This window comes from Streptomyces sp. NPDC104309 (assembly GCF_055584025.1).
The window spans coordinates 133605-158148 of the sequence record NZ_JBVJMV010000007.1 but is presented as its reverse complement, the minus strand read 5'-3'; the positions used below and the strand labels follow the sequence as shown (position 1 = coordinate 158148).

Sequence of the window (24544 nt, the reverse complement as noted above, 5' to 3'; positions counted from 1 at the left end):
TACGCACAGTGAAGAGATATGCACGTGGTGTGACGCACGCGTGGTGTGATGTGGACCCTCGGCGTTCAACGGAAAGGAACGAGCGCTCATGCGCGAGATCCTCGGAAGGCGACGCAGGCTCCGGCTCCGGCGCAGGACAAGGCCCGCCCAGCTCGACGCGGTTCTGACCTGTGCCACCGCATGGCAGTGGCCCGTGCTCCCCGGAGTGGGGCTTGAGGCGGCCAGTGGTCGCGGTGACCGTGTCCGTGGCTGTGCCTGCCCCGATCCCGAGTGCGCCGTTCCCGGCGCACACCCCTTCGATCCCGGTCTCCTCGCGGCGACCACCGACGAGCGCATGGTGCGCTGGTGGTGGACCAATCGGCCGACCGCTCCGATCGTGCTGGCCACCGGGGGGCGCGCGCCGTGCGCGCTGAGCCTGCCGGCCATGGCGGGTGCCCGGGCGCTCGCCGAGCTGGACCGGATGGGAACGCGGCTCGGCCCCGTGGTGGCGACGCCGACCCGGTGGTCGCTGCTGGTGGCCCCGTACACCCTCGAACGGCTCGGTGAGCTGCTGCACGCCCAGGACCGGGTGCCCAGTTCGCTGCGTTTCCACGGTGAGGGCGGCTATCTCGTCCTTCCGCCGTCCGAGGTGGGTGCGGGGCAGGTGCGCTGGGAACGGGCTCCCGCACCGGACCCCGGTCGGGGCTCGAACGGGGGAGGCCGCCCCGCCCCCGGGCCGGCCGCGCCGTGGCTGCCGGATGTGGGAGCGGTGCTCGACGCACTGGTCGAGGCGAGCAACGGCGCGCCGGACGGCGGCAGTCGGCTCGCCTACTGACCAGGTGGCCGGCTCACGCGTCCGGGCGTGAGCCGGCCCGGGTTCCCGGAGCGGAGACGCGCGGCACTGGGACGTTCGTATTCCGTCGACATGCCCGTCGACATGCCCGGCGACATGCCCGGCGAGGCATCCGGCGGGGCATCTGGCGGAGCATCAGGAATTCGGGCGAGGTCGTCAGGTGCCGAAGGTGCCGACGGGTGTTGCCGCGCGATTCTTCGCATGATCGGTTTCGTGGGCGTGCGCGGGCGTGTCGGCGTGCTGGCGTGCTGGCGTGCACCGGATCCGGTTTCGTTCCGGCTGTTCTCCCGCCCGCTCTCGCGGTACCTCTTCCGGTCCCGACCCCGGCCGGTCGATGCAAAGTCTGCCGCTGCAAAGTTCGTCCGTGAAGGTCTTTCTGATGGGCCTTCCGAAAGTCTCTCGTAGAGTTTTTCGAAGGTCTATTCGAATGATTTCGCCGGGCGATATTCGTGCGGGAGTTCCGGCGGCCCGGAGCTGTCCGAGAGCCGCCCGAGACGGCTCGTTCCCGGGGGAGGTCGCGGCGCGTCGGGTGGAAGGGGCGTCGCCGCCGATGAGCACACGTCGTCAATCCGGGCCCTGTCGTGCCGTGTTGGCAATGGTGCGTGGGGGCCCGAGGAGCCGGGAGCGGCTGGAGTGGGAGGGGGCCGGCGGCGGGGATCGTGTGCCGACGAGGGGTCCGTACGCCGGCTGGTGCGCCGCGTCGCGCGCTGTGCGCCGTACCCGGAAATGAGGATGCCCGATCGCTGGCGACGGGGGATGCACCAGCGACCGGGCTTCCAGAACGGTAACAAGAGATCTGCCGTTCGCAAATTCGATCTCGCGTATTCGGACAGCGATTTACCCGTTGGTACGGCGAGTTGTGACGCGAGTCACGGAATGGACCCGGGAATCGTCACTGTCAGCTGAGCGTCACTTGGCGGTTGGTGAGCCCGCCGCGGGCCCGCCGCTCCTCCGCGGTGAGCGGCGCGTCCGAGGCGAGCGCCGCGGTCAGCCGCTCCGCGAGCTCGGCCGCGGGCTTCTCGCACTCCGCCGCGCCCATCGCACTCGGCAGGTCCCAGACCGGGACCATGAGCCCGTGCGCCCGGAAGGAGCCGACCAGCCGTGTTCCCTCGCCCAACGAGGAGGTGCCGGCGGCGTGCAGCCGGGCGAGCGCGTCCAGGAGCTGCTCCTCGGGGTGCGGCATGACCCACCGCAGGTGGTTCTTCTCCGGGGTCTCGCACCAGTACGCGGCGTCCACACCGGACAGCCGCGTCGTCGGGAGCGCCGCCTCGTTCGCGCGCTCCAGGGAGGCGGACACCTCGGGCGTGGCGTTCTCCGCGTCCGGAACCCAGAACTCGAACCCGGAGTGAACAACGGGCTCGAAGGCGGCGTCGGGATCGAGCACGTCCTGCAGCCGCGGACCGTCGGCCGGTACGCGCCGGGCGGCCACGGGTGAGCCGGGCTCGGCGGCCAGCGCCCGCTGAAGGATGTCCGCGAGGTCACGGCTGAGGTCGCCGGAAGGGGTGTCGTTCTGCAGGGCGATCAGCACCGAGCCGTCGTCCCGGCGGAGAGCCGGCCAGGCCATCGGCAGGACGGTCGCGAGAGTCACGGAGGGGACGCCCTCGGGCAGCCCGCCCTTCAGCTTCAGCCCGACCGTGGCGGCCGGCACCAGTTCGCGCAGGGCGACCCAGTCGCACTCGCCGGCCAGTCCCTCGAAGGGGCGGTGGACGAGCTCGGTCACGGCCTGGGCGGCGGCGCGGCCGTGACACGCCTTGTAGCGGCGGCCCGAACCGCACGGGCAGGGCTCACGAGCCCCGACCACCGGGATCTCGCCATCCTTGAGCTGCTGCTTCCCGGCCTTGGTCTGAGGGCGCTTCTTGGCCATGGTGGGCTTTCTCCCGATTGCGACAGTGCGGGTGCGGTCTGGCCCGCGAGCCTAGCGGCCCGTGTCGCGTCCGGGACACACGCGCCCGCGCGCCTGGCGGTACGGGGTGAGGAACCCCGGCGCTCACGTCCCGGCCACGGCGCGTATGCCCCGTCCACCGGATACATGTGCGTCCCCCCGCGGAAACATGTGCGTCCGTCCAGCGGCTCGTATCCGCGCGTCGGTATGGGAGCCGGTACGGGTGCGCGTGCCGCCCGGATCTCGTACCGCCCGGGTGCTCGTACCTGCCGTGGTGGCGGAGATCCGTGCCCGCGCGGGAACGTCAGCCCACGTCGTCGAAGGCGTCCGTGAAGCCCAGACCGCCGAGCCCCGAGGTCCTCGGCGCACCCGACGCACGCGGCACGCCTGGCACGCCCGGCCCACCTGGCGCGCTCGGCACCCCGGAGATCGGGCCGTGTCCCTCGCTGACGAGGACCCAGACGGTGACCTCGCCGGACGAGCTGTCGCGCACGCCCCATTCCTCGGCGAGCGCGCTGATGATGTTGAGTCCGCGGCCGCCGCGCGCCGTCACCGAGGGTGTGGCCGGAATGGGGCGGGTCGGACCGCCACCATCCGTCACTTCGACGGTCAGCCCGCCGGTTCTGTCCACGCGCCACGCGGCGCGGATGTCGCCGTCACCCACATTCGTGTGTCGTCCCAGCGGCCTGCCGTGCCGACAGGCGTTGCTGAGCAGTTCGGAAAGGATCAATACAGCATCGTCGACGACCGAATCCGGCACCCCGTGACTGCGCAACTGCTCGCGCATCCGGTGCCGCGCCTGCCCCACGCCCGCAGGGCCATGGGGTACGGCCATGCTCGACGACGTGGGCACTTCCTGTGCCACCACCAACGCCACCCCCGAGACCTCCTTTGCCCCACGCCACGGAGTGGATGCCCTCCTGGACTGGACCGGAAACCGGCCAATCGCCCGCCAGTGACGCACTCGTAACGATCGAATACGGTTCGAATGCGCCGGTGTACTCCGTGTAACTAATGTGATGAGCGTCCCAGTTGTGACAGAACCTGTTTCGGGCGGTTCGTGATGATTGCCTCGACGCCGAGGTCGATGCAGAGCTCGACGTCCTCCGGTTCGTCGACCGTCCAGACGTGCACGCGGTGTCCCGCACGGTGCAGGCGCTCGATGTAGCCGGGGTGACTGCGTACGATCCGCATCCCCGGACCGGCGATGCGCGCCCCGGCCGGCAGCCGCCCGTCACGCAGGCGCGGCGAGACGAACTGCATCAGGTACACGGTGGGCAGGGTGGGGGACGCGGCCTGGACGCGGTGCAGGGAGCGCGCCGAGAAGCTCATGATCCGTACCGGAGACGGGCCGTCGGCCGGCGGGGCGTCGAGCTCGAAACGCTTCAGCAGATGAAGCAGCCGCTCCTCGACCTGGCCCGCCCATCGGGTGGGGTGCTTGGTCTCGATCGCCAGCTGGAGCGGGCGCCCGGCGGCCCGCGTCTCGGTGAGCAGTTCGAGCAGCCGTTCGAGGGTGAGTACGGAGGTGAGCTCCCCCGGCACCGGATCCCAGTCCGGGGACTCCGACTCCTCGCGGTCCTTCCAGGAGCCGAAGTCGAGGGCGGCGAGCTCGGAGAGCTCCAGCGTGGAGACGGCGCCGCGCCCGTTGGAGGTGCGATTCACCCGGCGGTCGTGCACGCAGACGAGGTGGCCGTCGGCGGTGAGCCGTACATCGCACTCCAGGGCGTCGGCGCCGTCCTCGATCGCCTTCCGGTATGCGGCCAGGGTGTGCTCGGGGGCGTCGTCGGAGGCGCCTCGGTGGGCAACGACCTGGATGGGATGGTGCATGGATTGCTGCCGTGCATGGGTCACTGCGTCATGGTGACACCGAGAGGCAACAGCTGTGTACAGCTTGCGCCGCGGGCAACCGCGCCTCGCTCCGTACGGTGCGGCGAGGCCGCGCGCGCCTCGCACCACGGCTTGCGCGGCGGCTCGCACCACGGCTCGCACCACGCCTTGTGCCGCCGCTGTGCGCGCCTCGCGCCGCGCTTTGTGCCGGGAGACCGTTTTGCCGGATGTAAAGATTGGTGTGCGGATGCACAGGTCCTGCTTACAGTGGCCTGACGCGCCTTGGGAAAAGCTGTCCCATGACACGTACACAGCGGATCTCTTGCCGAAGATGATGTGGAACCGAGGAGTAAAGAGCTGTGAGCACAGAGAACGAGGGCAACGAGGGCACTGCGGCCGAGGCCGTTCCGTCCGTTCCGTCCGCACCTCCAGTGCCGGCCGATGCTCCTCAAGGGCCGTCCGGGAGCACACCCGCGCCCCCGCCCGCCCCGGCGCACCCGCAGGCGCCGGACACGGAAGCCGCGCAGCAGCCGTTCCCTCCGAAGGAGGAAGGGGCCGCGACCACGCCCCTGCCTTCCGTTCCGGGCACGCCTCCCCCCGGGGTCCAGTCGGCCGCCGAGGCCAACTGGCCCCCGCCCCCTCCCACCGTCCCCGCGTACGCGCACCACGGCGCGGGCGGCGGCCCGGTCTGGGGCGCCCCGGACCAGCTCCACTCCCCACAAGGCCCGCGCAAGCGCGGCATGGGCGGCCTGGTGGCCGCGGTGGCGGCGGCGGCGCTGATCGCGGGCGGTATCGGCGGCGCCCTCGGGTACTGGGCGGCCGACCGGAACGGCACCTCCGGCGGCTCGACCACGGTCGCGGCGTCGGCGAACCCGCATGACCTCAAGCGCGACCCCGGCACGGTCGCGGGCGTGGCGGCCAAGGCGCTGCCCAGCGTGGTCACCATCGACGCGCAGGCCGGTGACGGCGAGGGCGGTACGGGGACCGGCTTCGTGTACGACAAGGAAGGCCACATCCTCACCAACAACCACGTGGTGGCTTCCGCGGCGGACAACGGCCAGCTCACGGCGACGTTCTCCGACGGCAAGAAGTACGACGCCGAGGTGGTCGGCCGGGCGCAGGGCTACGACGTCGCCGTTCTGAAGCTGAAGAACCCGCCGTCGGGGCTCGCCCCGCTGGCCCTCGGCAACTCGGAACAGGTCGCGGTCGGCGATTCGACGATCGCGATCGGCGCCCCGTTCGGTCTTTCCAACACGGTGACGACGGGCATCATCAGCGCCAAGAACCGACCGGTCGCCTCCGGCGACGGTTCCGGCGGCAGCAACTCGTACATGAGCGCCCTGCAGACCGACGCCTCGATCAACCCGGGCAACTCCGGTGGCCCGCTGCTCGATTCGCGCGGCGCGGTCATCGGGATCAACTCGGCCATCCAGTCGACCGGCAGCGGTGTCGGCCAGACCCAGGCGGGCTCCATCGGCCTCGGCTTCGCCATCCCGATCAACCAGGCGACGAACGTCGCCCAGCAGCTGATCAAGACCGGTCAGCCGGTCTACCCGGTGATCGGCGCGACGGTCACGATGGACGAGAAGACCGGCGGCGCGGTCATCTCCGACCAGGGCGCGGGCGGTACGGCAGCCGTGGCGAAGGACGGCCCCGCGGCCAGGGCGGGCCTCAGGGCGGGCGACGTCATCACGAAGTTCAACGACACCGTGATCGACAGCGGCCCGACCCTGATCGGCGAGATCTGGACCCACCAGCCCGGTGACCAGGTGACGCTGACCTACAAGCGCAACGGCCGGACGGCGACGGCCGAAGTCACCCTGGGGGAGCGCAAGGGCGACAGCTGACCGGCTGGGCCGCCCGCCGCGTCACGGACCGGCCGGAGCCGGCGGACGGGCCATGGTCATCCTGTGGTCAGGGTTCCACGGCCGAAACGCCGAGCCGGTACGCTGTACCCGCTCCGCCCCTGGCGGGCGGGGCAGGGTGGGTTGCCCGAGCGGCCTAAGGGAACGGTCTTGAAAACCGTCGTGGCGCGAGTCACCGTGGGTTCAAATCCCACACCCACCGCACCAGATCAGACAATGCGCTGATCAGAAGGGGTGTCCTTACCAGGGGCGCCCCTTCGTCATGGGGTCCTGTCTCACCCTGACCCGCCCGTGTGCCGCTTTGGATCATGGTGTGTGGGCCAGGCGTGGACCAGGCAGCGAACCGGCCTGCCAGCAGAAACACCTCGGGAGCCCCAGCTGCCCGACCTGATCGCGCGACCTGCCAAGTACGCCACAGAGAAAGACTGATCCATCCAGCCGAACGGTCGTCAGACGTCGTGCAGCGATGCCGGGCCGGGCCGCCAAGGCGTCCAGGCAGAGCGGTGAGGGCGGGCTCAGCCCGCCCTCACACCGACTTCGAAACCCCTTGGAGTCCAGAGCCGTGTACTTCAGGTTAGGTTTCCGAGCCGGAGCCTCAGCGGTTGGCCAGGGTGCGGTCGAGGAGGGGCAGCAGGCGGTCCCAGTGGCGCTGCAGCGCGGCGGGGTTGAAGGCGTCGGTATCGGACATGGTGAAGCCGTGGATGGTGCCGGGGTAGATCTCGGAGGTGTAGCCGACCCCCGCGGCTTCCAGGGCCTGGTTGAGCTCGCCGAGAGCCTCGGGCGTCAGGTCGCCTTCGGCGTGGCCGAGGTGGACCTGGGCGGTGATCTTGGAGAGGAGGCGGTACAGGCCGTCGGGCCCGTCTGCGACCACGGGGCAGTGGAATCCGGCGACAGCGGCCACCTGGCCGGGGTGGGCCGAGGCCGTGCGCATCGCCAGGAGGCCGCCGATGCAGTAGCCGGTCACCGCGACCGGTCCGGCGCCGACCTCGGGCTGTGCGGTGAGGAACCTGAGGTAGGCGTCTGCGTCGCTCAGGACACGTTCGTCGGCGATGTGCGCCTCGATCAAGGGCATCAGCTGGGCGAAGACCGCGGGCCGGACCTCTTCTCCGATGTGCTCGGGAAGTTCGATCACCGGTGCAGGGCCGTGCCGGTAGAAGTAGTTGGGGACGAGCACGTAGTACCCGTGCCTGGCCAGTTCGCGGGCCATCTCCCGCAGCACGGGCCGGATGCCAAAGCCGTCCGCGTACATCAGCACCCCTGGGTGCCGCTCACCATCGTCGGGGAAGGCGGCGAAAGCGTCGGCCTGGCGGTCCGCGGTGGCAATGTGCAGCGTCTTGGTGGGCATGAGTTCTCCTGTCGTGGTTGACGTGTCGAGCTGTGATCAACACGACAGGAGGCGGAGCCCGCGCAGCAGCGCAAGATCCTCGATCGAGCAGCGGGCCCTCACCGGCCCGTACGGCGCTCAGAAGAGCACCGGGTCACCAATCCGTGTGTGGCGCAATGCCGTCCCGGTAGTCATCGCCGCGGAGCATAGCCCACCGCACGAAAGCCGCAGAAGATCCCGGGCTCTCTTCGAGACTCCGGAACTGCCCGACAACCTTGATTCCGACAAGCCACTTGCCTAATGAATGCAGCCGAAGTTGCAGCCGAGGTTGATCTCCCAGGACGCCCGGCAGTAGCCGTACGGAGACGGCTCGCGGACCAGCACGGTGCCCTGTGCGGGCCGGCCGACCAGGTCGAGACCCATATGTCGGCGGCGGTCTGTACCGCCCAGGCGGGCAGAGCCTCACCGCCGGCAGCGGCGTGCCGGATGCCTTCGTAGTGGTCGGCGGGGATGCGGGCACCGGACCTCGATCCTGGCTTGAGGAGCAGGTGTCCGTCGAGGAACGGGGATGCGATCAGAGCGTGGGCCATCGGTGGCCCTCCTTCCGGATCACGGAACGGGACAGCGCGTGGGACTCCTGGCGGCCGGCGCGGCAGTGGATTTCGCCCAGCCCGTTGCAGGTGCCGCAGGTTTTGCCGGACGAGTTGGCGCCGCTGCCACCGCAGTCCCCGCGCTGTTCGTTGCGAGGCGAGCGAGGGCGCCGGGTCTTGTGCGGGCTCGTGATCAGATGGGCCACGAGACCTCCTCCAAGGTGTCTTCCCAGGTGTGGTGCTTGGCGTGGTCGGCGAACAGACAGCAGCCCTCACCGTCAGGACCCGGGGCGGCCACCGGGCAGTCCGGCAGTACGACAAGTTCCGCCTCGTCCGGCCCGTGCCAGCGGAGCCACAGCGCGGTCCCGTACGCGCCGGCGTCGGTGAGGAGACCGAAGTGCTCACCCTCGTCGTGCGCGGACAGCTGGCACTGCACCGCCCTGTCGATGTACTTCGCGGACGACTTCTCCCGTGCTTCCCGTGCCAGGTCGAGGGGCACCCGGCGCCAGTGCGCGCAACGCATCACGACACCATCCGGAAGGATGTGACGGCATTCCGGGCCTGCTGCGAGCACCGAGGGCAGACGCAGGGCGGGTAGCGGCCCGGATTCTCCGGGACCACCGGGTCCTCGCCCACGCGTACCTCCGTGAGAGGCCCCCACGTCTGGCCGGAGTCGCGGGAGACCCGCAGCGTCATCCGTACGTCGTCCTGTCCGTTCGCCATGGCCAGGAGCATCGCGATCCGCGGGCCCGGCCGGAAAGGCCAAGCGGATTACCCAACTTGGGTAACATCACCCTCGGTTGACCAAGTACAGCGATCCGTAGTCCTCATGCCGGAGCGTGCCCGATGCCCGAGCCATCTCGCTCGAAGGAACTCCCGGTCAGCCTGCTCACGGACCCAGTGATGATCGAGGCATGCCAGGCCAGAGACTTCGGCCGCATCTTTCAGCTGGTAAAGGTACGAGCAGGCATCTATCCGTCGATGATCGCGCGCTGCTGCGACCTGACGCCGAGCCGCGTGGGCGAGGTGATCGCCGGACGGCGGCAGTTGCTGCACATGGACGTGATCGAACGGATCTCGGACGGACTGCGCATCCCCGGACACATGCTCGGCCTTGCCCGACGCTCTTGGGAGACGCCGCCCGGCCTGACGGTCACGCCCCGCCAACCGGTCGAGGTGCCGGCCTCAGCCGTCGAACCGCTTGTCGCCGGACTGCCGGGGGCGGACGTCGACAGCATCCTCGCCCTGGCGGCCGAGCGGGATCTCAGCGCATCGACGCTGGATGCGTTGCACTCGTCTATCGCGGACTACCGGCGCCGGGACGACGAGCACGGCGGCGAGACCTTACGACCGGCGGTCGTCGGCCAACTCCGCTACGTCGTCGATCTCCTCAAGGAACAGCGGCCAGCTCCTCTGCGGGACGGCCTGCACAGCATCGCGGCCGAACTGGCCCGGCTCACCGGATGGACCTATTTCGACGCGCGCCAGTACAACCAGGCACGCGCCTACTTCACCGAATCCCTCGGTCTGGCCAAGGCCGTTGACGACCGCCAGTTCATGGCCAACGTCCTCGCCTGCATGAGCCTCCAGGCCACCTACCAGGACAAGCCCGGCGACGCCCTCGCACTTGTCACGGCCGCCCAGGACCAGGCCCGAGCGGCCGCAGGGACGACGCCGCGCGTGCTGGCCATGCTCGCAATGCGCGAAGCCTTCGCCCACGCCACCCTCGGCAACCACGGCGCGACCCACACCGCGATCTCGGAAGCCCACACCCAGTTCGGACGGATCAGCACCGGCGATCCGGATCCGGCCTGGGTCGCCTACTTCGACGAACCAAAGCTGATCGCGGACACCGGCATCGCGCACGGCCGCCTGGGCGAAGCCGCCCTCGCCGAACCACTCATCGCGGACGCCCTCCGCCGAGAACACCAGACGAACCACCGAGGCCGCGCCTTCCATGCCTTCTGGCTCGCCCGCACCCAGCTCCAGCGCGGCAAACTCGACGAAGCGTGCCACACGGCCATGGACGCCCTGGCCCCGGCAGCAGCCGTCAGCTCGCAACGAGTCGCCGGCCACTTGCGGGAGTTCTACGAGCAGCTGGAGCCCTTCCGCCGGGAGCCGACCGCGGTGGCATTCGAGGCCCGGCTCCGGGCAGTGCTGCCCCGCCAGGTCAGCGGATCGCCTCGTCCATGAGGACGTAGAGCAGCCCGACGAGGGAGCCGCTGCTGACGATCTCGCGGCGGTCGATCATGGCCCGTACGTCGGCCAGCGGGATCCACTCGATCCGGTCCGACTCATTCTTCTCGGTCGGCGGTCCCTCGTACGTCGCTCCGTCGGCCCGGAAGACGTGGTGCTGGGAGTCGGTGATGCCATTGGCCGGCTCAGCGTAGATCAGCGGCTTGATGGGGCCGGGCCGCCAGCCGGTCTCCTCCAGGACCTCACGGGCGGCTGCGTCGGCCGGCGTTTCGCCTTCCTCGACCAGGCCCATGGGCAGCTCCCACGCCCAAGCGTCCGTGATGAAGCGGTGCCGCCACATCATCAGCACCTCGCGGCGCTCGTTGACCACGGCGGCTACGGCCAGGTGCCGGAGCTTGACGACGTGATGCTCCCAGCGGTTCCCGTCCGGCGTCTCGACGTCGGTGAGCCACAGGTTCACCCAGCTGTTCTCGTAGATCGGACGTTCCCCGTGGATCTTCCACTGCATCGCTGCGGCCCCTCTCGATCGACCTCCAGCATCGCAGAGCAGGCCGGGCTCTGTGACTGTCATCTGGCAGTCAGCAGGGCTGATTTGCTGCCTAAGATGATTACTCTCTGGGCTGAGGGGGTGAATCGGTTTGATACCAGCCTGGGCTTGGTGGACATCTTCGGAGCGTCAGGCGAAAAGGGGCCTGACTCTTGGGATCTCTTTCAAGAGAGATTCAAAGGGCAAGTCGAATTCTGGAACTGCTCGTCGCATGTTCGCGCGGCCGATGGCCGAGCCTATTTCTTCAGCGGCAAGGACGCCATCGTGCGCGCCGTCGCGATCGACGGCTTCGGCGAACTCGCCGCCCACCTGCGCCGTGACCGGCTGGCCAACCCCGAGCCGCGGCAGGCCCTGCACGCCGTCTGCCGCGCCTACCTGGAGTTCGCCACCGAGCGGCCCGCCCTCTATCAGGCCGTGTTCGTCATGCCGACCGACGTGAAGTTCGCGCACGCCGAGACACCGCCCCCGCTGCGCGCCGCCTTCGACGAATTCGTCAGCTGCTTCCGCCCGGACAACGCGCGACGCGAACTGTTCGCGGAAGTCATCTGGAGCGCGTTGCACGGCATAGCCGTTCTGTCGGACAGCGGCCGTATCCCCCCGGACGGCCAGGAGGAGCGGCTCGACTTCCTCATCACTCAGCTCGCCGACACCCCGAGCTGACCTGCTCCACGCCATGAAGGGGTCATTGGAAGGCCGAGGGGCAGAACCGAGCCGCTGGTCAGCCGTGCATCGTGGTGCTGTAGACGTACAGGGCGATCACACCGGCGACGCAGGCGAGGATCACCCATGAACCGAAACCGGTGTGTTTCCCGCTGCCTTTGGGCCGCGCGGCCTTCCCGGACTGATGGGGCCGCTTGGACCGCCCGGTAGCTGCCCGTCCCGGCGCGACCGGCGCCACATCGGCCGCCGTCTCGGCGAGCAGGCGACGGCAGGTCGCGGCGAGCACGCCTGTACCGGCGGAGAGGGGCACCACGGCCTCCGAACGCGCCGGAGCGGTGGTGCCGCCGTCCAGGATGCGCCCCGCGCGTACGAGGACCTCGTCCCGGCCGCCCGACGGAGCGAGGCTGATCCACCGCCGTACATGCTCACCCCGGATGACCACACCGCCGGACCGCTCCCGGTACACGGTGTGTTCCCGCCACAATATTTCCGCCAACTCTCCGGCGGTATCTCTCAGTTGTGCGCTCACAGCGACTCCCCCTCCACTTCGCGGCGAATCGAACAAGCATCGCACTCTAGCGACAGGCGCAGAGCGGGAGTCCAGCAGTCCCCCCAGCGGCAGTGCCCGCCCCCGGGCATGAATCCACTACTACGGGGACATATCGGCCTGGCCGCACGGGAAGGGGCCAGGAGGCGGCGGCCTTGCGTGTCGCCGCAGGTCGCAACCGGATGAGTCCCTGTGGTACCAGCCAGTTCGACTGACTGCCGCGCGTGTGGTGGCGGACGGGACGTGGGAGTCGCTGACAGGTCCGATCGGCCAACCTCTGGCCAGAAAGTACGCATGCGAGTCCGGCCGGAGGTCAAAGGCTCGGAGCGGCGATAGGCAGACCGGTCCTGAAAACCGTCGTGGCGCGCGTCACCGTGGGTTCACATCCCACACCCGCCGCCAGGTCAGAGAAGGTGCTGATCAGAAGGGGCGTCCCGTGTCAGGGGCGCCCCTTCGTCATGCGGTGCGGGCCCGGCTCTTCGTGTGCCGCCTACTGGGCGCCCAGCAGCCCCAGGACCTTGTCGACCGCCTCGACGACCGGCTGGCCGAGTGTCCCGACCGTCGCGGCGATGGTGGCCACGGCGATCAGGGCACGGTGCCGCTCCTGCGGGGCGTTCGTCCCGGGGGTGAGCGCGGGCAGGGCGTCGTCGACGACCCGAGCGCTCGCGGGCGCCAGCTCACCGCGCAACTCCTGGATCAGCCGCACCAGTTCCGTGATCGCCTCCGGCAGAGCCGGGGACGAGTGCTTGACGATGCCTGTGTTGCCCGTACCGCCGTACATGTTGACGTTGTCGCCGTGGATGTTGTCGCCGTAGTGGTACGAGTCGCCGTCGGTCACTTGCTCACTCCCGTGTTGCCCATCCCGCCGTACATGTTCACGTTGTCGCCGAAGTGGTAGTTCTTCGGGTTGACCAGCACTCGGTCCACACGTACCTGCAATTCCGTTTCCGGGTTCTCGATGGCGTTGACGAGATATCGGACGAGCTGGCGCAGTTGGTCAGGGTTGGGCAGTGTCACCAGCGCGCTGGAGGCGCTGGACGTCTCGATGGCCAGTACGTGCTCGGACGGCATGGCCAATTGCGCGATGAGACGCACGACCAGGGCGATCGCGAGCGCGATGCCGACGAACCACAGCAGGTCGGCCACATCGCTCGCGTTCCCGCTGAACGGCGCGTTGTCGTTGGTCGTCTGGAGCAGGACGAACAGCACGAACGTGATGCCGAGCCATTTCAGGAAGCTGATGAAGGCTTCCAGGCGTTTGGGCACGAGTACGAAGGTGTGGACCCGGGTGATGTTGTGCAGCGGATAGGCCGCCTCTCCCACCCACAGCAGCCGCTTGCCGACCTTCAGGTCGACGCCGGTTCCGCTTACCGGCGGCGGTGGCGCGGGCAGTGGGATGTCGCCGGTTCCGGTGTTCTCCATGAGCTCCCCCGTACGTGTCGGCTCGGCGCCCACGTTCGGCTCCGCGTCTGTGTGGGGACCATTAATTACGCGTATTCCGGGTTCGACGAGAGACCAAAAGCGGCCAATCTCAGCACGCGGTCCCGTCGTTCGTCCGGCCGGTCGTGAGGCGGGCCGCCGAGGCGATGGTGGCTCGGGCTTCGTGTTCGGTGAGGCCGGTGCGGACGGCGGCGTGGGCGAGGGCGTCCGCGAGGGCTTCGCCGAAGCCGTGTTCGTAGGCGCGGCAGGCTGCCCAGAAGAGCCGTGTATTGCGCTGACCCTCGCGTGCCGCGAGGACGAACCGGACCAGCCCCCGGCCCCGGTCGGGGCGAGCTGTGGGGTGGTGAGGGCGTGCGGGAGGCCTGAGCAGGCGCAGGAGTGCGCGGGGGCAGGGGGCCGGCGGGAGGCCGGCGGTACCCGGGGCGAGCCGGTAGGTGCCGCGGGCGGTGACTGAGCCGGGGCCCACCAGGTAGCCTCCGGCGCCGCGGACGTCGATGCCGTGGGCGAGGCGGCCGGCGGAGTTCGGTACCGGGACGCCGGGCGGGCCGGTCAGCCAGATGTGGCGGCCGCCGCTGGGTGTGAGGACCGTGACGGTCGGCGGAATGGTGAACAGGTGGTGCAGGGCTATCTGCTGGAGGGACGCGGCGGAGTCGTGGCGACCGGTGGTGTCGATGTCCAGGTCGATGCCGATGAGGTGGTGCGGGGGCCGGCCGCAGGCGATCCCGTAGCCGGTGGCCCACGGGGCTGCGGCGAAGAGGGCGCGTACGGCGGCGGGGTCGGTGGTGGCGTCGTGGACCCCGTGTCCGGGTCGGCCGCAGGCGCCCCGGCAGGCGACCGGCCGGTCCTCGTTCCGGTGCGGGGAGGGCAGGGCGGGGAGTTTGCCGGCGGTGAGCGGGATGACGGGGAGCCCGCGCTCGGCGGCGGAGAGCGCGTGGGCGAGGGCCAGGGCGGCGGTCTGCCGGTCAGTGATGGCCATGCTTTATTTTCGTACGAATGTTCGAAAATGGGAAGGGGTGCGGTCGGGGGTGGGCCAGATGCTGGAACGTTTCTCCTCCTGGGTGGTGCGGATCGGGCGGGCCGGAGGGGGTGGGGGTGGGGCAGGAGGGGGCGCGGGAGGGGGGAGTGAGCTGGGGCTTTGGGGGCGCGAAGGGGTTTATCGGGTGATCCTCATGCTTGCGGGGGAATCGGATCGCCTGGGTGGTTCGCCGGGGATTCGGTGGGCAACTCTGGTGTCGCGACGTCGTGACCAACCGGGGCGGTCGGCCAACTGGCCCGGAACAAGCCGTACTTTCGGTTCCTGGAGGAATTGACATGGCAAGCATCCGTACCGCTCGTGCCCTCGCCGCTGTCGCAGCCCTGCCCCTCGCCGCCGCGCTCTTCGGCGGCGTGGCCCAGGCCGACAACGGCTCGTTCGCGAACGACGGATCGAACGCGGCCGTCGCGACGGTCGCCGGCAGCGGTGTCGGTGGCAACAACTCCGGTATTTCGTCCACGCAGCAGCAGCAGGCCGTCGGTTCCGGGGCGTCGAACCGGAGCACCTCCGCGCAGGTGAACGGATCGGCGTTCACCGTGATCGATCAGCACAGCGAGACCGTCGCGGTGAACTTCACCAAGCTCTGGTGAGCCGGGCCGGTCCTGGGCCGGTCGGAGGGTCGGGCCACGGCTGACTGAGTAACAGCGGCCTGCCCGGGGGTGCTTCGGCGCCCTCGCGCAGGCCGCTTCGCGTTGCCCCGGCGGTCGCGGTCGGGGGCCTGCCGGAAGCCGCGCCGGAGACTGTGCCGGACGCCGTGCCGGAAGTCGCGCCGGAGACCGCGCCGGAAGCCGTGCCGGAGACATTGCCGGAAGCCGCGCCGGAAGCCGCGCCGGAAGCCGGGCGAGACTGTGCCGGAAGCCGCTCCCCGGGTGTCGTCGACCTTGACAGCGTACAGGTATCTGACGGACAGTCAGAAATCCTGATCCGTACGCCCGTGTCCGGGAGGCAGCCGCCGTGCACCTCGCCCAGACGGAACGTCAGCGACAGCTGCGCGCCGAACTCCGCACGTACTTCGGCAAGGTGATGCCCAGGAGGGACACGGGGCCGGGGCCCGGATCCGAGGGTCTGGCCGAGGACCGGGCCGAGCAGCGCCGGCTGTTGCGCCGGATCGGCGCCGACGGGATGCTCGGACTCGGCTGGCCCGTCGAGTACGGCGGTCAGGGCCGTGGGCCCGACGAGCAGTTCGTCTTCTTCGACGAGGCCTACCGGGCGGGGGCACCCGTCTCGATGGTCACCCTCAACACCGTCGGGCCGACCCTGATGAAGTACGGGACCGATGAGCAGAAGGCGTACTTCCTGCCCCGGATCCTCAGCGGCGACCTCGTCTTCGCCATCGGCTACAGCGAGCCGGAGGCCGGCACCGACCTCGCGGCGCTGCGTACCCGGGCGGTGCGGGACGGCGACTCCTGGCTGATCGACGGGCAGAAGATCTTCACCAGCAACGCGCAGAACGCGGACTGGATCTGGCTCGCCTGCCGTACGGACCCGGACGCGCCGAAGCACCGGGGCATCTCGATCATTCTGGTTCCGACGGATGTCCCGGGGTTTGCCTGGACGCCGATCGAGACCGTGGGCGGACTGACCACGACATCCACCTACTACGACGGAATACGGGTGCCCCTCACCCATCTGGTCGGCGCGGAGAACGGCGGCTGGGGGCTGATCACCAACCAGCTGAACCATGAACGGGTGGCTCTCGCCGCGATCGGGATGCAGGCCGAGGATTTCTACGAGGCGGCACTCGACTTCGCCCGCACCCCCGATCCGATGACGGGCCGGCGTCCCGCCGACGAGCCGTGGGTGCGGGCCCGGCTGGCCGAGGCGTACGCCCGGCTGGCGGCGACGCGCCTGCTCAACTGGCGCCTGGTAGGGGAGGTCGGCGGGGGTTCGCTGGCCCCCGGCGAGGCGAGCGGCGTGAAGTTCGCGGGGACCGAGAGCGCCGTCGAGGTCTACCGGATCTGCCAGGAAATCGTGGGGGAGGCCGGCACGGTCCGGGGCGGTTCGCCCGGTTGCTTCGGGGACGGGGAGCTGGAACGGATGAACAGGGCGGCGCAGATCAACACCTTTGGGGGCGGAGTGAGCGAGGTGCAGCGGGAGATCGTCGCGACGATGCGGCTCGGCATGAAGAGGGGCGCGCGGTGACGGGCGCGCGGAACGGGCGGGAGGAGGCGGGCGAGCCGGACCGGTTGTACGAGCGGCTCAAGGAGTTCGAGGGACGGGCCGCCGCGACCGCCGGCGTCGGCAAGGACCCGGTCAACGAGCCGATGATCAGGCACTGGTGCGAGGCGATGGGGGACACCGCCCCCGCCTACACGGGGCCGGAGGCGATCGCTCCGCCGACGATGCTGCAGGCGTGGACGATGGGCGGACTGTCGGGCCACACCGACCGCTCCCCGGCGTACGAGGAGCTGTTCGGCCTGCTCGACGGCGCCGGATACACCTCGGTGGTGGCGACCGACTGCGAACAGGAGTATCTGCGGCCGTTGCGGCCCGGCGACCGGATCACGTTCGACGCGGTGATCGAGTCGGTCTCGGAGCGCAAGACGACCAAGCTGGGGACGGGCTACTTCGTGACGACGCGCATGGACGTCCGCGCGGAGGAGGAGCCCGCCGGGACGCACCGCTTCCGGATCCTCAAGTACGCCCCCGCCGGGGCGAAGCGCGCGGCGCGCCGCGGCGGCCGGAGCCCGCGCCCGAGGCCGGTGATCAACCGGGACAACGCCGGGTTCTGGCAGGGCGTCGCCGAGCACAGGCTGCTGATCCAGCGGTGCGGCGCGTGCGCGACGCTGCGCTTCCCCTGGCTGCCCGGCTGCAACGCGTGCGGCTGCCAGGAATGGGACACGGTCGAGGCGAGCGGCGAGGGAACCGTCTTCAGCCATGTCGTGATGCATCACCCGCCCTTCCCCGCCTTCGGCGCCCATGAGGAGGGCGGGCCGTACGCGGTGGCGTTGATAGAGCTGGCCGAGGGCGTGCGGATGGTCAGCAATGTGATCGGTGTGCCGTACGACAAGGTACGGGCGGGGATGCCGGTGCGGCTGGAATTCCTCCGCACGGACCCGGAGTTGGAACTTCCGGTCTTCCGGGGAGACGAGGGCTGACATGGACTTCGCACCCACCGAGGAGCAGGCGGCGGCACAGGGGCTGGCGGCACGGATCTTCGGGGATCTGTCGACGCACGAGCGCCTGGCCGCGGCGGGCACGGGGACGGACGCCGAGCTGTGGAAGGAGCTCTGCGCGGCAGGACTGACCGCCGCCGTCGAGGAGATCGGGCTCCTGGGCCTGGTACTCCTGCTGGAGGAGCAGGGCCGGACGACGGCGCAGGTGCCGTTCGCGGCGAGCTGTGTCCACGGGCTGCTCGCCGTCGCCGGGCACGGCACGGACGAACAGCGGGAGCGACTGCTGCCCCCGCTGCGGGACGGCACGGCCGTCGCCACCGGGGCGTTCCCGGCGCGTGGCGGGCTTTGGAGGGACGACGAGGAGCGGCTGAGCGGCAGCGTGCCGTACGTGCCGTGGCTGCGGGACGCGGACCTCGTCCTCGTCGCGGACGCGGACCGGGCGCTGTGGATCGTACGGACCGACGGCCCGGGGGTGGCGACCGAACCGGTGGAGACCACGGCTCCGTGGTCGGCGGCGCGGCTCGTGCTGGACCGGGCGCCCGGGGAGCGGCTCGGCGGCGCCGGGGCGTACGAGGCGGTACTGGCGGCGGGCCGGACCGCGTTCGCCGGCCTGCAGGCCGGGGTGTGCGCCGGATCGCTGGCCCGCGCCGTCGCCCATACGAACACCCGCGAGCAGTTCGGGCGCCCGCTCTCCACCAAGCAGGCGGTGCTGCTGCGCGCCGCCGACGCCCATATGGACACCGAGGCGATCCGGGTCACCGCGTACGAGGCCGCCTGGCGCCATGACGCGGGACTGCCGTACGGGCCGCAGGCGCTGACCGCCGCCTGGTGGGCGTCGGAGGCAGGCAAGCGGGTGGTGCACGCCGGACAGCATCTGCACGGCGGAACGGGCGCGGACCTCGACCACCCCGTACACCGCCACTTCCTCTGGGGCCGTCAGCTCGACGCCCATCTGGGCTGCGGCAGCGAAGTGCTTCAGGAACTCGGCCGGTCGCTGGTGAAGGAGGGATCGGAGTGAAGGTCGGTGAGGAGCTGGCGCCGCTGGAGATCGCGGTGACCCGCACCCTGATCGTGGCGGGCGCCATCGCCTCCCGCGACTACCAGGACGTGCACCATGACGCGGAGCTCGCCCGGGAGAAGGGGTCCCCGGACATCTTCATGAACATCCTGACGACCAACGGCCTGGTCGGCAGGTACGTGACCGAGCGGCTCGGCCCGTCGGCCGTGCTCCGCAGGGTCGCCATCAGGCTGGGCGCGCCCAACTACCCCGGGGACACCATGGTTCTGAGCGGCACGGTCACCGCCCTCGGCAACGACGGGACGGCCGAGGTGGAGGTCGTCGGGACCAACGCTCTCGGCAGGCACGTCACCGGCACCGTGACCGTCGGCGTTCCGGAGGGGGCGGCATGAGCCTGCGCGGGGCCGACTCGCTCGGCGGCAGGGCGGCGGTCGTGGGGATCGGGGCGACCGAGTTCTCCAAGGACTCCGGGCGCAGCGAACTCAAACTTGCCGTCGAGGCGGTGCGGGCCGCCCTGGACGACGCGGGGCTGACCCCGTCCGATGTCGACGGCCTGGTCACGTTCACCATGGACACCAGCCCCGAGATCACCGTCGCCCAGGCGGCCGGCATCGGTGAGCTGACGTTCTTCTCCCGCGTCCACTACGGAGGCGGCGCGGCCTGCGCCACCGTCCAGCAGGCGGCGCTGGCCGTGGCGAGCGGGGTGGCCGACGTCGTGGTCTGCTACCGGGCGTTCAACGAGCGCTCCGGGCGCAGGTTCGGCTCCGGGGTACAGCGCCGGGAGCCCACGGCGGAGGGCGCGGCGCTCGGCTGGAACCTCCCCTTCGGGCTGCTCACGCCGGCCTCCTGGGTCGCCATGGCCGCCCAGCGCTATCTGCACGCCCACGGGCTGACGCCGGACGTCTTCGGCCATGTCGCGGTCACCGGCCGGCGCCACGCCGCCCGTAACCCGGCGGCGTACTTCTACGGGAAGCCGATCACCCTGGCCGACCACGCCGCGTCGCGGTGGATCGTCGAACCCCTGCGGCTGCTCGACTGCTGTCAGGAGACCGACGGCGGGCAGGCGATCGTCGTCACCAGCGCGGAGCGGGCCCGGGACCTGCCGCGGCCGCCCGCCGTGATCGTGGCCGCCGCCCAGGGGGCCGGACGGGCGCAGGAACAGATGACCAGCTTCTACCGGGACGATCTGACCGGCCTGCCGGAGATGGGGGTGGTCGCCCGGCAGCTGTGGCGCAACTCCGGCCTCTCCCCCGCCGACATCGATGTGGCCATCCTCTACGACCACTTCACGCCGTTCGTCCTGATGCAGCTGGAGGAGTTCGGCTTCTGCGCGCCGGGGGAGGCCGCCGACTTCGTCGCGTCCGGCGCGCTGCCCCTGAACACGCACGGTGGTCAGCTGGGGGAGGCGTATCTGCACGGGATGAACGGCATCGCGGAGGCGGTCCGGCAGATCCGGGGCACGTCGGTGAACCAGCTGCCCGGGGCGGCCAGAACACTGGTCACGGCAGGCACCGGCGTACCCACCTCGGGTCTGATACTGGGCGTGGCCGACTGAGCGCGGGCGACCGGCTGCGCGGTCGCCGTTCGGGCGCGGGCGGCGACGCCGGCCCGACGGGGCATCGGGGGCGACCCTGAGCCCTGACGACGAGAACTCCACCTACAGGAGGTGGAGCGGGCCCCACCCCTACACCCTGAGGCGGACGCCGTTTCGGGACCTGGGGCCGATCCACGCGGCGGCGCCCGCTTCTAGCGTGGAAGCCATGACCACGCCAGTCTGCACGGGCACCTCCGGGGGAGCTGCCGCCATCGGACACGTCCCGCACGGTTCGTACGCCGCGCACAACCCGTACGCCTCGCGGGCCCAGCACGCTCGGTATCCGTCGTTCTCCTCGTACGTACGGGCACGGGGGCCCGTGCTGCTGCGCGCCGCCCGCTCGCTCACCGCGAACCCGAGCGATGCCGAGGACCTGCTGCAGACCGCGCTCACCAAGACGTACGTCGCCTGGGAACGGATCGAGGACCACCGCGCTCTCGACGGCTATGTCCGCCGGGCGCTGCTGAACACCCGGACCTCGCAGTGGCGCAAGCGCAAGGTCGACGAGTACGCCTGCGACGAGCTGCCCGAGCAGGAGGCCGCGCCGACACCCGACCCGGCGGAGCACCAGACGCTGCACGACGCGATGTGGCGGGCCGTGCTGAAACTCCCGGACCGGCAGCGGGCGATGGTGGTCCTGCGGTACTACGAGGATCTCAGCGAGGCCCAGACGGCCGAGGTGCTCGGGGTGTCCGTCGGCACCGTGAAGAGCGCGGTGTCGCGGGCGCTCGGCAAGCTCAGGGAGGATCCGGAGCTGGCCCCGGTGCGGTGATCCCGGACGGATGGATGGACGGACGGGCGGACGGGCGCCCGCCCGGGACCGGTTTCGGCGAACGACACCGATTCGTACCCCGAGACCTAGTGACATACCGCCCGGTATGTGCGCAGAATCAGCGGAACCCCTACTGCCGCGTAGCGCCCACCGGGAGGACGCCGTGCTGAGCACCATGCAGGACGTACCGCTGACTGTCACCCGCATCCTCGAACACGGGATGACCATTCACGGGAAGTCGCAGGTCACGACCTGGACAGGCGAGCCCGAGCCGCAGCGGCGCAGCTTCGCCGAGATCGGCCGACGCGCCGCGCAGCTCGCGCACGCGCTGCGCGACGAACTCGGTGTCGACGGCGACCAGCGCATAAGCACCCTCCTGTGGAACAACGTCTCTGGTGCATGTGACGCGTGAGCAGCAACGGTGATAGCGCTACGACCTGCGGAAACAAGACGGCGCCCCCGCCGGGAGAGATCCCAGAGGGGGCGCCGTTGCTTGTGGACCGTGCCTAGTGGGGGATGCCGTTGATGATGTCCATGGCGCCCTGTCGCAGCAGCTCGGCGCAGACACGGGAGCCGAGTACCGCCGGGTCGTTCAGCGACTCACCCCACATGTGGGCGTGAACGAACTTGCTCCCGTCGCGCGAGAAGACCATGCCGCGCAAGCTGAGCTGCCCGTCGGGGTCCGTGACGCAGTGCCCTGCGATGGGGCTGTTGCAGTGTCCTCGCAGGCCATGCAGCATGACCCGCTCGGCGGTGATCTCGATCATGGTGCGTTCGTGGTTAAGCAGCGACAGCAGATAGGCGACCGCGTCGTCGTCCTTCCGGCATTCGAGGCCGAGGGCGCCCGCGCCGATGGCCGGCAACATCTCGTCGACCTCGAACACCTGCCGCGCCCGGTTCATGAGGTCGAGGCGTTCGAGGCCGGCCCGTGCAAGGACCATCGCATCTAGCTTGTGGTCCATCTTCTTGCGGCCGTCGAGCTTATCGAGGCGGGTACCGACCAGGCCGCGGACGCGGACGACGTTGAGGTCGGGGCGCACGCGGTTGATCTGTGCCTTACGCCGCACGGCGGAGGTGGCGACGGAGGCGCCGGCCGGGAGGTCGGAGAGCGTCAGCACGTCGGAGCCGTCGGGGACGAGTAGGACGTCGCGCACGTCGTCGCGTTCCAGGTAGGCGGCGAAGATCAGGCCGCGCGGCATGGGTACGTCTCCGGGGACGTCCTTCATGCAGTGAACGGCCATGTCGACTTGCCCGCGCTGCAACATGGTGTCGATCTCGCGGACGAACAGGCCCTTCCCGCCGAGCTGCGCAAGATCGCCTTGCCACTTGTCGGCTTCGGTCGTCACGGGTACGACCTCGATGTCGAGGTCGGGTTCGTGCTTGCGCAGCAGGGCCACCACCTGGTCCACCTGGGCGATGGCCAGCGGTGAGCTACGGGTTCCGATGCGCAGCTTCCGGGCGGGGAAGTCGGAGGAGGTCATAACGTCCCTTCGTGTCTGGTTTCACGGTAGACCGCGCTGCCGGGTGTCTGGAGCGGGCCCACGATTCGGTTGACGATCGCGGGATGCAGCAGCGATCGGGCTTCGGTGCGGTTCATCCATCGCCACATGTCGAGTTCTTCGGGCTGCAACTTGATGCGGTCGGTGTCGGACGGGTCGAGGACAGGCCCGGCGAACAGGATTGCGAGGCGGTCGCGGCGGCCGGGGCGGGTGGCTTGTAGCCACTCGACGGCGAACAGGTCCCACTCGTCGACGTTGATTTCGAGGCCGAGTTCTTCCCGGACCTCTCGGCGAACGGCATCGAGGGGGGATTCCTTCTGCTCGACGACCCCGCCGGGCAACTGCCACGGGCGGTCGGGCTTGGCCGGGTGGACGACGAGCAGGTCGTCGGCCGGGTTGGTGATCAGTACGTATGCCGTGATCGGGTGACCGGGTGCCGGGGGCGACATGGGCGCAACCTTTCGGGTGGGATCACAGCAGGCGGGCGTGTGACGGCGGCATGAAGTGACCGCGGGCGCGGTGCTCGGCCCAGACGCGCGCGGCGTCGTCCGGGGCCTTGGCGTACGACGGGCATAGGTCGCAGTTGTCGAGGTGCTGCGGCGGTACGTCCTCGGGGTGGGCGACGGCGATGTGTGCCGCGAGGGCGAGCTGTTCCGTCAGGCAACCGTTGTCATCGGTGACGCCGTCCCACGGGACGTCGCTGGTCCACTTGGCGGCGAGGCGCAGCAGCCATATCGAGCACTCGGCGCAGGCCCACATGAAGGGGGGCGGGATGGGCCGGTCGTCGCCCTCGACCGGTTCCGCGGTCATCACGGGTTCCGCACGGTGGTCGCGCCGACATAGGCCCGGTTGTTCGCGAAGCTGCGGGCGAGGAGTGCGTCGACGGCGTCGGGGCCGGCGCCCGGTGGCAGGGTGTCGAGGGGGACGGTTATGCAGACGATGCCGCCTGCGGCGAGGTGCTGGCGCCACCGGTCGCCGGGGGTGGGCACGGACAGGTATTCGGTCGGGTGTCCGTAGTCGAGGACGACGAAGGGGCCGCGCGTGATCAGGCGGGCGCCGAGGTCGGGCATAGCGTCGGCGGCCGGGCGTAAGCCCACGGCGCCGACGAACCCCAACAGGCCATCCTCGACCGTTGCCTCTGTCTCCTCGCCGCGCGGGGGTGCGTGGCAGATGAGCATGTGCCCGAGGGGGAAGTCGAGGGACCGCGTGTCGAGCCAGGTCGCCACGGTGAGGCGTGCCAGGAACGCGGGGCCGGGTACGGCTCGAACCGTGATCTTGCTGTCAGTCATCTTGCTACCTCCGCCCATACGATTTTTCCGTCCGGTCGGTCGTCGACGTCCCATCGCACGGACAGTTCGTCGACGATGTGCAGGCCGCGCCCCCTGCCACTCCCGTGCGCGCCCCCGCCCCTGCGGAAGGTGGGGCGGCGCCGCATGGTGTCCTGAACTTCGATCCGCACGCGCTCGGAGGTCGTCAGGACGGTGACGGTCACGAATTGGCCCGGCAAGGTCCCGTAGCGGTACGCGTTGGTGACCAGTTCGGAGACAACGACCAAGACGTCGCCGAGCGGTTCGCCCTCGACCGGGGGATCGTCGTGGGCCAGAACCTCGCGCACGTGACGGCGGGCGTATCCCGCTGCCTCTTTGGCGGAGGGGAACAGCGCTTGCGCCGGCGGCCCGCTGGGTGGGACGCAGCACGGGGGCTCGTCCGTCCGATTTTTGATCATGCCTCTCCCCTTCGGGCCAACCGTGACGTGCTGTCGCGGCTGCATCACGAGCGGATGAGTTCGCCTAACTAGGCAA

The 24544-nt window shown here is 70.2% G+C and carries 29 protein-coding genes, 1 tRNA gene and 1 pseudogene; 13 read left to right on the top strand and 18 right to left on the bottom strand.

From position 1 onward, the window contains the following. The first annotated feature begins 88 nt into the window (after nt 1-88). The gene (locus ACZ68L_RS13050; protein WP_469576657.1) at nt 89-814 is read left to right on the top strand and encodes a bifunctional DNA primase/polymerase; all 726 of its coding nucleotides are present in this window, start codon (nt 89-91) and stop codon (nt 812-814) included. 916 nt (nt 815-1730) lie between these two features. Here ACZ68L_RS13050 and ACZ68L_RS13045 read toward each other — a convergent pair. From ACZ68L_RS13045 to ACZ68L_RS13035, 3 genes are all read right to left on the bottom strand, one after another. Then, nucleotides 1731-2696, bottom strand: a complete 966-nt coding sequence (locus ACZ68L_RS13045) for a DUF5926 family protein (protein ID WP_469576655.1) — start codon at nt 2694-2696, stop codon at nt 1731-1733. A 322-nt stretch (nt 2697-3018) separates the two neighbouring features. Further along, nucleotides 3019-3678 (bottom strand): ATP-binding protein, encoded by a 660-nt coding sequence (locus ACZ68L_RS13040; RefSeq protein ID WP_469576653.1) that lies wholly within the window; start codon nt 3676-3678, stop codon nt 3019-3021. Nucleotides 3679-3725: 47 nt separating this feature from the next. After that, nucleotides 3726-4541, bottom strand: coding sequence for a glycerophosphodiester phosphodiesterase (locus tag ACZ68L_RS13035; RefSeq protein WP_469576894.1), 816 nt, complete (start codon nt 4539-4541; stop codon nt 3726-3728). Nucleotides 4542-4900: 359 nt separating this feature from the next. Between ACZ68L_RS13035 and ACZ68L_RS13030 the strand changes: the two genes are divergently transcribed. After that, nucleotides 4901-6388: a S1C family serine protease gene (locus ACZ68L_RS13030; protein WP_469576651.1), complete on the top strand. Its 1488-nt coding sequence runs from the start codon at nt 4901-4903 to the stop codon at nt 6386-6388. Between the two features lie 135 nt (nt 6389-6523). After that, nucleotides 6524-6608: transfer RNA gene (locus ACZ68L_RS13025), tRNA-Ser, on the top strand. Nucleotides 6609-7001: 393 nt separating this feature from the next. Here the strand turns inward: ACZ68L_RS13025 and ACZ68L_RS13020 are convergent. The 5 genes from ACZ68L_RS13020 to ACZ68L_RS13000 all read right to left on the bottom strand — a co-directional run bounded on the left by ACZ68L_RS13020 (nt 7002) and on the right by ACZ68L_RS13000 (nt 9043). Next, nucleotides 7002-7751 (bottom strand): dienelactone hydrolase family protein, encoded by a 750-nt coding sequence (locus ACZ68L_RS13020; RefSeq protein ID WP_469576649.1) that lies wholly within the window; start codon nt 7749-7751, stop codon nt 7002-7004. A 276-nt stretch (nt 7752-8027) separates the two neighbouring features. Beyond that, complete coding sequence (locus ACZ68L_RS13015; protein ID WP_469576647.1) at nt 8028-8153, bottom strand: hypothetical protein; 126 nt, start codon at nt 8151-8153, stop codon at nt 8028-8030. A 151-nt stretch (nt 8154-8304) separates the two neighbouring features. Beyond that, nucleotides 8305-8526 carry a hypothetical protein gene (locus tag ACZ68L_RS13010; RefSeq protein WP_469576645.1) on the bottom strand — a complete coding sequence of 74 codons (222 nt, stop codon included), beginning with the start codon at nt 8524-8526 and terminating at the stop codon, nt 8305-8307. Next, a complete protein-coding gene (locus tag ACZ68L_RS13005; protein WP_469576643.1) occupies nt 8514-8843 on the bottom strand; it encodes a hypothetical protein in 330 nt (109 codons plus the stop codon). The genes ACZ68L_RS13010 and ACZ68L_RS13005 overlap by 13 nt, the downstream gene beginning before the upstream one ends. After that, complete coding sequence (locus ACZ68L_RS13000; RefSeq protein WP_362234962.1) at nt 8843-9043, bottom strand: hypothetical protein; 201 nt, start codon at nt 9041-9043, stop codon at nt 8843-8845. Before ACZ68L_RS13000 ends, ACZ68L_RS13005 begins: the two co-directional genes overlap by 1 nt. A 123-nt stretch (nt 9044-9166) precedes the next feature. On the opposite strand from ACZ68L_RS13000, the gene ACZ68L_RS12995 reads away from it, so the two are divergent. Continuing rightward, complete coding sequence (locus ACZ68L_RS12995) at nt 9167-10513, top strand: hypothetical protein (RefSeq protein WP_469576640.1); 1347 nt, start codon at nt 9167-9169, stop codon at nt 10511-10513. On the opposite strand, the gene ACZ68L_RS12990 is transcribed toward ACZ68L_RS12995, so the two are convergent. Then, on the bottom strand, nt 10491-11024 hold the full coding sequence (locus ACZ68L_RS12990) for an NUDIX hydrolase (RefSeq protein ID WP_401146918.1): 534 nt from the start codon (nt 11022-11024) through the stop codon (nt 10491-10493). The genes ACZ68L_RS12995 and ACZ68L_RS12990 overlap by 23 nt on opposite strands. A 303-nt stretch (nt 11025-11327) precedes the next feature. Here ACZ68L_RS12990 and ACZ68L_RS12985 point away from each other — a divergent pair, with 303 nt between their 5' ends. Then, entirely contained in the window at nt 11328-11723 is a 396-nt protein-coding gene (locus ACZ68L_RS12985; protein WP_469576637.1) for a TetR-like C-terminal domain-containing protein, read from the top strand. Between the two features lie 58 nt (nt 11724-11781). Here ACZ68L_RS12985 and ACZ68L_RS12980 read toward each other — a convergent pair whose 3' ends face one another. From ACZ68L_RS12980 to ACZ68L_RS12965, 4 genes are all read right to left on the bottom strand, one after another. Next, nucleotides 11782-12252 carry a hypothetical protein gene (locus ACZ68L_RS12980; RefSeq protein ID WP_469576635.1) on the bottom strand — a complete coding sequence of 157 codons (471 nt, stop codon included), beginning with the start codon at nt 12250-12252 and terminating at the stop codon, nt 11782-11784. Nucleotides 12253-12760: 508 nt separating this feature from the next. Beyond that, on the bottom strand, nt 12761-13108 hold the full coding sequence (locus ACZ68L_RS12975; protein WP_469576633.1) for a hypothetical protein: 348 nt from the start codon (nt 13106-13108) through the stop codon (nt 12761-12763). Next, entirely contained in the window at nt 13105-13692 is a 588-nt protein-coding gene (locus ACZ68L_RS12970; protein WP_469576631.1) for a DUF6232 family protein, read from the bottom strand. Before ACZ68L_RS12970 ends, ACZ68L_RS12975 begins: the two co-directional genes overlap by 4 nt. Before the next feature lie 109 nt (nt 13693-13801). Next, on the bottom strand, nt 13802-14686 hold the full coding sequence (locus ACZ68L_RS12965) for a bifunctional DNA primase/polymerase (RefSeq protein WP_469576629.1): 885 nt from the start codon (nt 14684-14686) through the stop codon (nt 13802-13804). A gap of 335 nt (nt 14687-15021) precedes the next feature. Between ACZ68L_RS12965 and ACZ68L_RS12960 the strand changes: the two genes are divergently transcribed. From ACZ68L_RS12960 to ACZ68L_RS12925, 8 genes and pseudogenes are all read left to right on the top strand, one after another. Next, the gene (locus tag ACZ68L_RS12960; protein WP_469576627.1) at nt 15022-15333 is read left to right on the top strand and encodes a hypothetical protein; all 312 of its coding nucleotides are present in this window, start codon (nt 15022-15024) and stop codon (nt 15331-15333) included. A gap of 364 nt (nt 15334-15697) precedes the next feature. After that, nucleotides 15698-16885, top strand: coding sequence for an acyl-CoA dehydrogenase family protein (locus ACZ68L_RS12955; RefSeq protein WP_469576626.1), 1188 nt, complete (start codon nt 15698-15700; stop codon nt 16883-16885). Next, complete coding sequence (locus ACZ68L_RS12950) at nt 16882-17841, top strand: bifunctional MaoC family dehydratase N-terminal/OB-fold nucleic acid binding domain-containing protein (protein WP_469576624.1); 960 nt, start codon at nt 16882-16884, stop codon at nt 17839-17841. Before ACZ68L_RS12955 ends, ACZ68L_RS12950 begins: the two co-directional genes overlap by 4 nt. A 1-nt stretch (nt 17842) precedes the next feature. After that, on the top strand, nt 17843-18877 hold the full coding sequence (locus ACZ68L_RS12945) for an acyl-CoA dehydrogenase family protein (RefSeq protein ID WP_469576623.1): 1035 nt from the start codon (nt 17843-17845) through the stop codon (nt 18875-18877). Further along, the gene (locus ACZ68L_RS12940; protein WP_469576622.1) at nt 18874-19269 is read left to right on the top strand and encodes a MaoC family dehydratase; all 396 of its coding nucleotides are present in this window, start codon (nt 18874-18876) and stop codon (nt 19267-19269) included. The genes ACZ68L_RS12945 and ACZ68L_RS12940 overlap by 4 nt, the downstream gene beginning before the upstream one ends. Continuing rightward, complete coding sequence (locus ACZ68L_RS12935) at nt 19266-20432, top strand: lipid-transfer protein (RefSeq protein ID WP_469576621.1); 1167 nt, start codon at nt 19266-19268, stop codon at nt 20430-20432. The genes ACZ68L_RS12940 and ACZ68L_RS12935 overlap by 4 nt, the downstream gene beginning before the upstream one ends. A gap of 205 nt (nt 20433-20637) precedes the next feature. Then, nucleotides 20638-21243 (top strand): SigE family RNA polymerase sigma factor, encoded by a 606-nt coding sequence (locus tag ACZ68L_RS12930; protein WP_469576619.1) that lies wholly within the window; start codon nt 20638-20640, stop codon nt 21241-21243. 163 nt (nt 21244-21406) lie between these two features. Beyond that, nucleotides 21407-21631 (top strand): annotated as a pseudogene (locus ACZ68L_RS12925) (fatty acid--CoA ligase); the annotation flags it as partial. Nucleotides 21632-21749: 118 nt separating this feature from the next. On the opposite strand, the gene hemC reads toward ACZ68L_RS12925, so the two are convergent. From hemC to ACZ68L_RS12900, 5 genes are read right to left on the bottom strand one after another with little or no spacing between them, the layout of a single operon-like run. Beyond that, complete coding sequence (gene hemC / locus ACZ68L_RS12920; protein WP_469576618.1) at nt 21750-22724, bottom strand: hydroxymethylbilane synthase; 975 nt, start codon at nt 22722-22724, stop codon at nt 21750-21752. Further along, nucleotides 22721-23191 carry an NUDIX domain-containing protein gene (locus tag ACZ68L_RS12915; RefSeq protein WP_469576616.1) on the bottom strand — a complete coding sequence of 157 codons (471 nt, stop codon included), beginning with the start codon at nt 23189-23191 and terminating at the stop codon, nt 22721-22723. The genes hemC and ACZ68L_RS12915 overlap by 4 nt, the downstream gene beginning before the upstream one ends. 22 nt (nt 23192-23213) lie before the next feature. Continuing rightward, nucleotides 23214-23552: a hypothetical protein gene (locus tag ACZ68L_RS12910; protein WP_469576615.1), complete on the bottom strand. Its 339-nt coding sequence runs from the start codon at nt 23550-23552 to the stop codon at nt 23214-23216. After that, complete coding sequence (locus tag ACZ68L_RS12905; protein WP_469576613.1) at nt 23552-24031, bottom strand: hypothetical protein; 480 nt, start codon at nt 24029-24031, stop codon at nt 23552-23554. The genes ACZ68L_RS12910 and ACZ68L_RS12905 overlap by 1 nt, the downstream gene beginning before the upstream one ends. Next, a complete protein-coding gene (locus ACZ68L_RS12900) occupies nt 24028-24468 on the bottom strand; it encodes an ATP-binding protein (protein ID WP_469576612.1) in 441 nt (146 codons plus the stop codon). The genes ACZ68L_RS12905 and ACZ68L_RS12900 overlap by 4 nt, the downstream gene beginning before the upstream one ends. Nucleotides 24469-24544 lie beyond the last annotated feature (76 nt).

Coding starts and splice junctions, on each gene's coding strand:
- ACZ68L_RS12905 (WP_469576613.1), bottom strand. CDS start 24,031: ATGACTGACAGCAAGATCACGGTTCGAGCCGTACCCGGCCCCGCGTTC.
- ACZ68L_RS12935 (WP_469576621.1), top strand. CDS start 19,266: ATGAGCCTGCGCGGGGCCGACTCGCTCGGCGGCAGGGCGGCGGTCGTG.
- ACZ68L_RS12930 (WP_469576619.1), top strand. CDS start 20,638: ATGACCACGCCAGTCTGCACGGGCACCTCCGGGGGAGCTGCCGCCATC.
- ACZ68L_RS13050 (WP_469576657.1), top strand. CDS start 89: ATGCGCGAGATCCTCGGAAGGCGACGCAGGCTCCGGCTCCGGCGCAGG.
- ACZ68L_RS13020 (WP_469576649.1), bottom strand. CDS start 7,751: ATGCCCACCAAGACGCTGCACATTGCCACCGCGGACCGCCAGGCCGAC.
- ACZ68L_RS12965 (WP_469576629.1), bottom strand. CDS start 14,686: ATGGCCATCACTGACCGGCAGACCGCCGCCCTGGCCCTCGCCCACGCG.
- hemC (WP_469576618.1), bottom strand. CDS start 22,724: ATGACCTCCTCCGACTTCCCCGCCCGGAAGCTGCGCATCGGAACCCGT.
- ACZ68L_RS12915 (WP_469576616.1), bottom strand. CDS start 23,191: ATGTCGCCCCCGGCACCCGGTCACCCGATCACGGCATACGTACTGATC.
- ACZ68L_RS12990 (WP_401146918.1), bottom strand. CDS start 11,024: ATGCAGTGGAAGATCCACGGGGAACGTCCGATCTACGAGAACAGCTGG.
- ACZ68L_RS12995 (WP_469576640.1), top strand. CDS start 9,167: ATGCCCGAGCCATCTCGCTCGAAGGAACTCCCGGTCAGCCTGCTCACG.
- ACZ68L_RS13005 (WP_469576643.1), bottom strand. CDS start 8,843: ATGCGTTGCGCGCACTGGCGCCGGGTGCCCCTCGACCTGGCACGGGAA.
- ACZ68L_RS13045 (WP_469576655.1), bottom strand. CDS start 2,696: ATGGCCAAGAAGCGCCCTCAGACCAAGGCCGGGAAGCAGCAGCTCAAG.
- ACZ68L_RS13035 (WP_469576894.1), bottom strand. CDS start 4,541: ATGCACCATCCCATCCAGGTCGTTGCCCACCGAGGCGCCTCCGACGAC.
- ACZ68L_RS13000 (WP_362234962.1), bottom strand. CDS start 9,043: ATGGCGAACGGACAGGACGACGTACGGATGACGCTGCGGGTCTCCCGC.
- ACZ68L_RS12970 (WP_469576631.1), bottom strand. CDS start 13,692: ATGGAGAACACCGGAACCGGCGACATCCCACTGCCCGCGCCACCGCCG.
- ACZ68L_RS12910 (WP_469576615.1), bottom strand. CDS start 23,552: ATGACCGCGGAACCGGTCGAGGGCGACGACCGGCCCATCCCGCCCCCC.
- ACZ68L_RS12960 (WP_469576627.1), top strand. CDS start 15,022: ATGGCAAGCATCCGTACCGCTCGTGCCCTCGCCGCTGTCGCAGCCCTG.
- ACZ68L_RS13015 (WP_469576647.1), bottom strand. CDS start 8,153: ATGGGTCTCGACCTGGTCGGCCGGCCCGCACAGGGCACCGTGCTGGTC.
- ACZ68L_RS12945 (WP_469576623.1), top strand. CDS start 17,843: ATGGACTTCGCACCCACCGAGGAGCAGGCGGCGGCACAGGGGCTGGCG.
- ACZ68L_RS12900 (WP_469576612.1), bottom strand. CDS start 24,468: ATGATCAAAAATCGGACGGACGAGCCCCCGTGCTGCGTCCCACCCAGC.